At 66.0% G+C, this 8,114-nt stretch carries 9 protein-coding genes; 3 read left to right on the forward strand and 6 right to left on the reverse strand.

The features are described 5' to 3' along the window. The first annotated feature begins 147 nt into the window (after positions 1-147). A complete protein-coding gene (locus tag DTW89_RS18085) occupies positions 148-819 on the forward strand; it encodes a c-type cytochrome (protein ID WP_114656946.1) in 672 nt (223 codons plus the stop codon). Positions 820-927: 108 nt separating this feature from the next. Here the strand turns inward: DTW89_RS18085 and DTW89_RS18090 are convergent, their stop codons facing one another. The 4 genes from DTW89_RS18090 to DTW89_RS18105 all read right to left on the reverse strand — a co-directional run bounded on the left by DTW89_RS18090 (position 928) and on the right by DTW89_RS18105 (position 4,529). Beyond that, on the reverse strand, positions 928-2,316 hold the full coding sequence (locus tag DTW89_RS18090; RefSeq protein ID WP_114656947.1) for a phenylacetate--CoA ligase family protein: 1,389 nt from the start codon (positions 2,314-2,316) through the stop codon (positions 928-930). Continuing rightward, positions 2,313-2,972 (reverse strand): nitroreductase family protein, encoded by a 660-nt coding sequence (locus tag DTW89_RS18095; protein WP_114656948.1) that lies wholly within the window; start codon positions 2,970-2,972, stop codon positions 2,313-2,315. The genes DTW89_RS18090 and DTW89_RS18095 overlap by 4 nt, the downstream gene beginning before the upstream one ends. 223 nt (positions 2,973-3,195) lie before the next feature. Further along, on the reverse strand, positions 3,196-3,645 hold the full coding sequence (gene rnhA, locus DTW89_RS18100; RefSeq protein ID WP_024814696.1) for a ribonuclease HI: 450 nt from the start codon (positions 3,643-3,645) through the stop codon (positions 3,196-3,198). After that, positions 3,642-4,529, reverse strand: a complete 888-nt coding sequence (locus DTW89_RS18105) for a class I SAM-dependent methyltransferase (RefSeq protein WP_114656949.1) — start codon at positions 4,527-4,529, stop codon at positions 3,642-3,644. The genes rnhA and DTW89_RS18105 overlap by 4 nt, the downstream gene beginning before the upstream one ends. Between DTW89_RS18105 and gloB the strand changes: the two genes are divergently transcribed. Next, positions 4,528-5,301: a hydroxyacylglutathione hydrolase gene (gene gloB, locus DTW89_RS18110; RefSeq protein WP_114656950.1), complete on the forward strand. Its 774-nt coding sequence runs from the start codon at positions 4,528-4,530 to the stop codon at positions 5,299-5,301. The genes DTW89_RS18105 and gloB overlap by 2 nt on opposite strands. After that, positions 5,301-6,812: a transglycosylase SLT domain-containing protein gene (locus DTW89_RS18115; RefSeq protein ID WP_114656951.1), complete on the forward strand. Its 1,512-nt coding sequence runs from the start codon at positions 5,301-5,303 to the stop codon at positions 6,810-6,812. The genes gloB and DTW89_RS18115 overlap by 1 nt, the downstream gene beginning before the upstream one ends. Before the next feature lie 46 nt (positions 6,813-6,858). Here the strand turns inward: DTW89_RS18115 and DTW89_RS18120 are convergent, their stop codons facing one another. Both DTW89_RS18120 and DTW89_RS18125 read right to left on the reverse strand, forming a co-directional pair. Further along, complete coding sequence (locus DTW89_RS18120) at positions 6,859-7,011, reverse strand: DUF3096 domain-containing protein (protein ID WP_086912787.1); 153 nt, start codon at positions 7,009-7,011, stop codon at positions 6,859-6,861. Between the two features lie 168 nt (positions 7,012-7,179). Beyond that, positions 7,180-8,114 (reverse strand): ABC transporter substrate-binding protein (locus DTW89_RS18125; protein WP_114656952.1); only part of this gene is annotated, 935 nt, incomplete at its 5' end.

Raw genomic sequence — 8,114 nt, forward strand, 5'->3', positions numbered from 1 at the left:
CCCTTGCAGTAGCTGCGCCACAAACTGCATGCCCGCGCACCCCAACGCACACTGTTTGATCCAGCACCACCTGGACCCCAACCGCCCACGCGATCGCAGGCGCGCCCGGAGGTCTAGAATGACCTTTTCATTAAAGTGGTTACCTCCATGATCCAGCGCACAGCACTGACGACCGCATTGATGGCTGCAATGATGGCTGCACTCGCGGTCCAGCCCGTGGTGGCCCAGCCTGCCAAGGCCCGCGCCACGGCCAACGTGGACCTGGACGCACGCTTCAAGGAAGCACAAACCAGCCCCCAGCTGGCCGATGACCTCTACAAGGTGGGCCGCAAGGTGGCCGCTGTGTGTGCCAACTGCCATGGCGAGGGCGGCACCAGCACCAAGCCCTCCATTCCCAACCTGGCCGGGCAGAACCCCGCCTATCTGCTGGAGCAGATGCGGCAGTTTGCCGACGGCCGGCGCCGCAACGAGTTCATGGAAGGCATGATCCGCGCCATGAACAGCGACGAAAAAATCGGCATGGTGCTGTTCTATGCAGCGCAGCAAGTGGCCCACCAGACCCCCGCCAACCCCATGCTCGCCGCCAAGGGACAGGAGTATTTCGAGAAAACCTGCTTTCGCTGCCATGGCACCGGAGGGCGGGGCAATGAGCAAATCGCCCGCATCGCCGGGCAGCAGCCCGACTACCTGCGCCTGACGCTGCAGCGCTACCGCGCGGGCACCGGGGTGCGCGCCAACTCCATCATGACCCCCAACACCAAGCTGATGTCGGATGCCGACATCGAGGCCGTGGTGGCCTATGTCTCGTCGATGCCGTGAACCTGCTGCACCTTTGAGGTGCACGCGCAAAAGTCACCTGAATTTTGATAAAAAAAGGCTCTGGCGCTTATTCAGAAAGCGCTTGCAGCTATTATTTCAATAGCAAACTCAGGCCGTGCACGCCACGATGCGGCGGGCCTTGCCGCTGCGCCCCCGGGGCACGGGCAGGCCCAGCTCGGGTAGCACGCGCAGCCGGGGCACGCCCTGCGCCTTGGCAAAGGCCTTGAGCGCCGTGCAGCACCGGTCCATGGCCGCCTGCCCGGCCTCGCCCGCCGCAGGCAGGCGCAGCACCAGCGTGTGGTCGTCCTGCTGGCGCAGATAAAAGTCAAACACGCCTGCGTCATCCTCCAGCACGGTGGACAAAGCCATTGGCAGCAGCGTGACCGGCCGGCCGCCCCGCCCCGCCATGTGCAAAGCGTCGTCCTGGCGCCCCTGCACCCGTATCACCGGCAACGGCGAACCACAGCCGCAGGGCCCGGCCTGCAGCGTGACCTGGTCGCCCAGGTCGTAGCGGATGAGGGGCTGAACGGTGTTGGCCAGGTTGGTCAGCAGCACGCTGCACGAGGGCTGGCCTGGGGGCACGGGGCGTTGGTGCTCGTCCACCGGCTCCAGGATCACCCAGTCGGCGTTCAGGTGCATGTGGCCATGGGCGCACTCCCAGCCCAAGGTGAAAAACTCTGAAGCGCCATAGCTGTTGCGCACCGGGCAGTCCAGCCCCTGCGCGATGTGCGCGCGCACGGTGGGGCTCAGCGTTTCACCACCGGTCCACACCTCTCGCGGTGCGATGCGCAAGGCGCCACTGCCCGCCTCGTCGGCCAGCAGCGCCGCTGCAGTGGGGTAAGTGGCCAGCACCGTGGGTGCGAAGTCGTTGAGGGCAGCCACCAGCTCGGGCGTGGGCACCTGGATGGAAAAGCTGCGCGTGTTGCCCGCCAGCCAGGGGTTGAGCGCGCGCAGCCGCTGCACCGAGACATAGCTGGCGAAATGCCCGCTGGTCGCGCCCACAAAGGCAATGCGCTCGGCCAGGCTCAGCGGGTCCAGCCAGCGCGCCAGCGGGCGCGGTGCGCAGCGGCGCAGCGCCTCCAGCGCGTCGTACACGGCCATGGCCTGCGCGTCCTGCACAAAAATGCCCGGCTGGCCACTGGTGCCCGAGCTTTCCCACACCATGTAGCGGCCCTGCCAGGGCTGGGCGATGCGCGACGGGTCGGCAGTGAAGGCGCGCAGCGTATCCAGCGTGAGGCAGGGGTCGGTCACCCAGTCATCAAAGCGCTCCATCAGCTGCCCGCGCGTCACCACCGGCAAGTTCTGCAGCGGTGTACGGGCCGTGGTGCGGGCGGCCAGCAGCTGCCGGTATAGGCGCGAGCCGGCCAGAGCCGCATCCAGCAGCAACGCCAGCCGCGCCTGCTGGCGCCGCGCCACGCCCTGGGCCGAATCACGGTTGACCGCCATCACATCCAGTGACACCGCCGACAGGCGCAGCGGGTCGAACACGGCAGTCATTGCGGTGCCGCTCCGGCCGGCCAGCCCACCGTCTGCGCCAGCAACACCTGCTGGTTGGTTCCGAGCCCCATGGCCTGCGCCAGCGCAGGGCGGTCCAGCCAGGCCCGGATGACGGTGGCAAGCCCTGCAGAAGCGGCCTGCAGATAGACGTTTTGCGCCATGGCGCCCGCCGCAGCCGCAGCATAGGTGCTGCGCTGCTCGGCCGGCACCAGCTTCATGCGCGCATGGTCGGCCACATAGACGAGATCAAGCGGGGCGCTGTCCACAAAATCCTGGTAACCCGTGACACGCCGCACATCGGCGGCCACCGTGCGCTGCAACGCGTGGGCATGGGGGTCATAGAGGTACAGGCCTTCGGGCAGGGCCACATACAGGTCCACCTCTTGTGCGTTCATGGCGCTGGGCGCGGTGCGCCCACCACTGTCGGGCCGGTTGACGCCCGCCGCAGCCCACAGCAGGTCCGACAGCACCGGCAGCGGCAGGGCCACGGGGTCGAATTCGCGCTGCGACTGGCGCCGGGCCAGCGCCTGCATCAGCGGCAGGCCGCCACCCTGCCGTGGCGGCGGCAGTGCCAGCACGGGGCTGCCATCGCCCGTGGGGGGCTCGGGGCGCAACTGCCCGATCAGCCCCAGCGCCATCTTGGTCAGCGGGTTCATGTTCACTCCTTTGCAGAGGACCACCAGCCACCATCAGAACACAGCACCGACAGCCTGCCTACCCGAATCGCGCAAGCCTGCGCCACCGGTGGGTGGATCACACGCCAGGGGTTTCAGGTAAAAATCGCCTCCAGCCCTTTATCCATGAGCGCGAGAAGCTATTATTTTCATAGCACTAGACGCAACGCTGGCAGGGCATACCTGCCGGATCTGGTCGAGAACTTCAGCGGCGACCCAGGGCCTGTTCTACGCCGCGATTAGCCAGGGCATCGGCGTGCTCGTTGCCCGGGTCACCTGAGTGCCCGCGCACCCAGCGCCAGTCAATGCGGTGCCCGGCGTTGGTGACCAGCGCATCCAGGCGCTGCCACAGCTCGACGTTTTTCACGGGTTGCTTGGCGGCGGTGCGCCAGCCCCGCGCTTTCCAGCCGTGAATCCACTCGGTGATGCCTTTGCGCACGTATTCGCTGTCGAGGTACAGCGTCACCGCGCAAGGCCGCTTGAGCGCAGACAGCGCCTCTATGACGGCCATCAGTTCCATGCGGTTGTTGGTGGTGCCAAGCTCCCCGCCAAAGAGTTCTTTTTCGATGGTGCCCGAGCGCAGCACAACGCCCCAGCCGCCGGGACCCGGATTGCCCTTGCAGGCGCCATCGGTGTATATCTCGATCTGATTCAAACTTTTTTCCTGTCTGTGGTGCCCGCCACTGCGGCGGGTACCAGGCTGGTGCGTTGAGAGGGTTTTTGGGTGGTGGCCCGGTTGGTCACGGGCACCGACCCGGCAGAGCGCTGCGGTGCCGTGCGCCAGGCAGGTTCAAGCAGGCGCATGCCATGCACGCGCTTGACGGCCACCAGAAAGTACGCGGCCCCGAGTATCGGCCACCAATGCTCACCCAGGCGGTCCATCCAGGCAAATCTTTCCAGCCAGTGGTTGCTGCGCACGGCAGGCCGGTAGCAGCCAAAGCGCGCCGACTCCACTTCGAAGCTGAGCAACCGCAGCCAGTCACGCAGCCGGTGGTAACCGATGAACTCGCCCGCATCCGGCAGATACAGCCGGCCTCGTCCCATGCGCTGGTAAAGACGCGCCCGGTGCTGGCGCAAGGCCCACAGGCTGACCGGATTGAGTCCGCTGATCACCACCCGCCCCTCGGGCACCAGCACCCGCTCCACCTCGCGCAGCGCGGCATGCGGGTCCACGCTCTGCTCCAGCGTGTGGGGCAGCAGGACAAGGTCCAGGCTGTTGTCCGCAAAGGGCAGCGCCACCGGGTCGGCCAACAGGGCAGGAAGGCCCAAGGGCTCTGGGCCGAGCTGGGCGGTGGAGTGTGGCGGGGTCGCGGGGCGGGCGCCGGGCAGCATCGCCATGCCTTCTTCGCCCAAAGCCAGCCACTGGTGAGGTATGCGGTTGTCGCGCAGGCCGTCGAGCATGGGAATCCCGATTTGCAGGCCGTGGTAGCCAAAGATGTCCGCCACCGCCTCGTCAAAGCGCTCTTGCTCCCACGCCAGCAGGTAGCGGCCGGGAGGGGAGTCGAACCAGTGGTGCAAACCTATAATTTGATGGCTCATGAACTTGCTACCGCTGCCCGCCTTTACCGACAACTACATCTGGATGCTGCACGACGCGCGGCACGCCATTGTGGTGGATCCCGGAGACGCCACGCCCGTGCTGCAAACCCTGCAAGCACAGGGTCTGCAATTGCAAGCCATTCTAGTCACGCACCACCATGCCGACCATGTCGGCGGCGTAGATGCCTTGCGCGCGGCCACCGGAGCCCAGGTGTTCGGCCCCGCGCGCGAGCGCATCCCCGAGCCGCTGGTGCGCCTGGCGCAGGGCGACACCGTGGATGTGCTGGGCCTGCGGTTTTCGGTGCTGGATGTTCCGGGCCACACGGCCGGCCACATCGCCTATTACTGCCCCGACGTGCAGGGCGCACCCTTGCTGTTTTGCGGCGACACCCTTTTCTCGGGTGGTTGTGGACGCCTTTTTGAGGGCACGCCCGCGCAAATGCTGGCGTCCCTCGACCAGCTGGCCGCACTGCCGGATGACACCCGCGTATGCTGCACCCACGAATACACGCTCTCCAACCTGCGATTTGCGCGTGCGGTGGAACCTGGCAACCAGGCGCTGCTCCATTACAGCAGCCACTGCGAAAGCCTGCGTGCCCGGCAACTGCCCACGCTGCCCTCGCGCATGGCGCTGGAGCGTGACATCAACCCCTTTCTGCGGGTCCGCGAAACTGCGGTCGCTGCAGCCGCCCAGGGCTTTGATGCCCGGGTCCCACAACAAGACGCCGTGGCGGTGTTTGCCGCCCTGCGCCAATGGAAAAACGACTTCTGATGAAAATTCTGCACTTCGCCTGCCTGGCAGGTCTGCTCTGGCTGACCGGCTGCGCAACCAATGGCACCCCAGGTACCTCCGGCAACGGCCCGTTCAACAACGAATCTTCATCAGGCGCTACCAACCACAACCCCGTCATCCCCAACGGGCCTTTGCGCCCGATCACGGCCGGCCAGGCCGCAGGCAGCGAAGTGGCGTCGCTGTCCACCCCCGCCGACCTGTGGGACCGCATTCGCCGGGGCTTTGCCATGCCCGACCTGCAGCACGAACTGGTGCAGGACCGCGAGCAGTGGTATGCCAGCCGCCCCGATTACATGCAGCGCATGACCGAGCGCTCCAGCAAATACCTGTTCCACATTGTTGAAGAGCTCGAACTGCGGGGCATGCCCACCGAACTGGCGCTGCTGCCCTATATCGAGAGTGCTTTCAACCCACAGGCGGTGTCCAGCGCCAAGGCCGCCGGCATGTGGCAGTTCATGCCCGCCACCGGCAATTATTTCGACCTCAAGCAAAACGCCTTTCGCGACGACCGCCGCGATGTGCTCGCCTCGACCCGCGCCGCGCTCGACTACCTGCAAAAACTCCATCGCATGTTTGGCGACTGGCACCTGGCCCTGGCTGCCTACAACTGGGGCGAAGGCAGCGTGGGTCGGGCCATTGCCCGCAACAAGAAAGCAGGACTGGGCACCCGCTACACCGACCTGAACATGCCGGCCGAAACCCGCATGTATGTGCCCAAGCTGCAGGCCGTGAAGAACATCGTGGCCAACCCTGACGCGTTTCGCACCGAGTTGCCGCTGATTGAAAACCACCCCTATTTCCAGACGGTGGACATCACCCACGACATCGATGTAGCGCTGGTGGCCCAGCTGGCCGGTGTGCGCGAAGCAGACTTTCGTGCGCTGAACCCCTCGTTTCACCGGCCCACCATCTTTGCCGCAGGAACCCCCCAGATCCTGCTGCCATGGGACAACGCACGGGTATTCCAGCGCAACCTGGAAGCCAAGAATCAGGGGCAATACGCCAGCTGGACGGTGTGGACCGTGCCCACCACCATGACCGTGGCCGATGCCTCCCAGCGCACCGGCATGGGCGAAAGCGACCTGCGCAGCCTCAACAACATCCCGCCACGCATGCTGATCAAGGCGGGCTCGGCGCTGATGGTGCCGCGCACCACCACCACCCGCCAGGACGTATCGGCCCACCTGGCAGACAACGGACAACTGGCTTTCACGCCCGAAATCGTCACCCGCCGCACCACGGTGCGCGCAGGCAAGCGCGATACCGTGCGCAGCATTGCGCAGCGCTACCGGCTGAGCGCCGACAACGTGGCCGACTGGAACAATGTGAAGGCCGGTGCTGCCTTCAAGGCCGGACAGCAGGTGGTGGTGTTTCTGCCCGTGCGCATGGGCAAGGGCCCGTCGGCAGGTCGATCCACCAGCCGCACTGCCGACAAGAAAGCCCCCGCTCCCGCGCGCAAGGGCGGCAAGCCTGCCAGAAAGCGCCGCTGAGCGCGTGAACGCAGCAAGGTGCTGCGGCTGTCTCTGACCGCCGCGCTTAAAAACGCAGGGTGTGCATTCCCAGCAAGCCCAGTACACCGATCACGATCAGATAGAGCGCCACGATGGTGCTAAGCAGACGCGGCATGACCAGGATGAGGATGCCGGCAATCAGGGAAACGAGCGGGCCGATGCTGAGACTCAGCGACATGAGAAAGTCCTTTGAAACACAGTGAAGGGAAATGGCAGGCGCCGCGTTCAACCACGGCGCCCTGCATTCTCGCCCACTGCTGACCGTGCGCAGACCGAAAGAGATCGATGCGACGCAGCCGGTCACCCCTTCGCACACCGCCAGGGTGCACCGTGGGGCACCCACCTTTCACACGCCAAATTTTTGGCGCGCCTTGCGGGCGAACTCATCGGTAAAGGTGCGCTGCAGGCTGACCCGTGGACCCGCCATGTGCGGATAGGCCTGGGCCAACGCCCTCAGCGCTGTTGCCGGGCCATCCTCGGGCATGAGCCCATGCGGCGAAAAAGTCTCGCGCACCCGGTTGAACGCTGCCAGATAAACGGCCCTTTCGCCCAGCACGTAACTCGCTGGCACCGCCTTGATCAGATCGGCCGGCGAAGCGGTCTGCAGCCACTTGAGCGCACGCACGATGGCGTTGGTCAGCGCTTGCGCCACCATGGGCTCCTTGTGCAGAAATGCCTGGGGGGCATACAGGCAGCTGGCGGGCATGGCCCCGCCAAACACTTCCTGCGCGGCAGTGAGCGTGCGCAGGTCACTGACCAGGCGCACCTCGCTGCGGTGCTCCAGCAGGGACATGATGGGATCGGCATGGCACAGCGCATGAACACGACCCGAGCGCAGGGCCGCCACGGCGGTGGCTCCCGTTCCCACGCCCACGAAAGACACCTCGCGCGGATCCACACCTGACCGCGCCAACAGCACGCTCGCCATCACCTGGGTGGATGAGCCCGGAGCCGAAACACCAATGCGCCGCCCGCGCAAATCGGCCGGCCTACGATAGCCCGGCATCGCCCGCACCGACACACCCAGGGCCTGCTGTGGCGCCCGGCCCTGCAACACGAACGAGCGGTAATCATGCCCCTGGATCTGCTGGCGAAGGGTGTGCTCATAAGCCCCCGAGCAGACCTGCGCCACGCCGTCATGCACCGCCTGCAACGCCAGGACGCCACCAGCGAAGTCCCGCACTTCCACATCCAGCCCCTCGGCCTGAAAAAACCCCAGCCGGTCGGCAATGGTCAGCGGCAGGTGGTACAGCACGGCCTGCCCACCGACCGCAATGGTGA

Source organism: Acidovorax sp. BoFeN1, from assembly GCF_003345135.1.
Taxonomy (GTDB): Bacteria; Pseudomonadota; Gammaproteobacteria; order Burkholderiales; family Burkholderiaceae_C; genus Acidovorax; species Acidovorax defluvii.

Excerpts from the sequence above, each read along its gene's own strand:
- DTW89_RS18085 (WP_114656946.1), top strand. The coding sequence starts at position 148 with ATGATCCAGCGCACAGCACTGACGACCGCATTGATGGCTGCAATGATG.
- DTW89_RS18095 (WP_114656948.1), bottom strand. The coding sequence starts at position 2,972 with ATGAACCCGCTGACCAAGATGGCGCTGGGGCTGATCGGGCAGTTGCGC.
- DTW89_RS18120 (WP_086912787.1), bottom strand. The coding sequence starts at position 7,011 with ATGTCGCTGAGTCTCAGCATCGGCCCGCTCGTTTCCCTGATTGCCGGC.
- DTW89_RS18115 (WP_114656951.1), top strand. The coding sequence starts at position 5,301 with ATGAAAATTCTGCACTTCGCCTGCCTGGCAGGTCTGCTCTGGCTGACC.
- DTW89_RS18105 (WP_114656949.1), bottom strand. The coding sequence starts at position 4,529 with ATGAGCCATCAAATTATAGGTTTGCACCACTGGTTCGACTCCCCTCCC.
- DTW89_RS18090 (WP_114656947.1), bottom strand. The coding sequence starts at position 2,316 with ATGACTGCCGTGTTCGACCCGCTGCGCCTGTCGGCGGTGTCACTGGAT.
- gloB (WP_114656950.1), top strand. The coding sequence starts at position 4,528 with ATGAACTTGCTACCGCTGCCCGCCTTTACCGACAACTACATCTGGATG.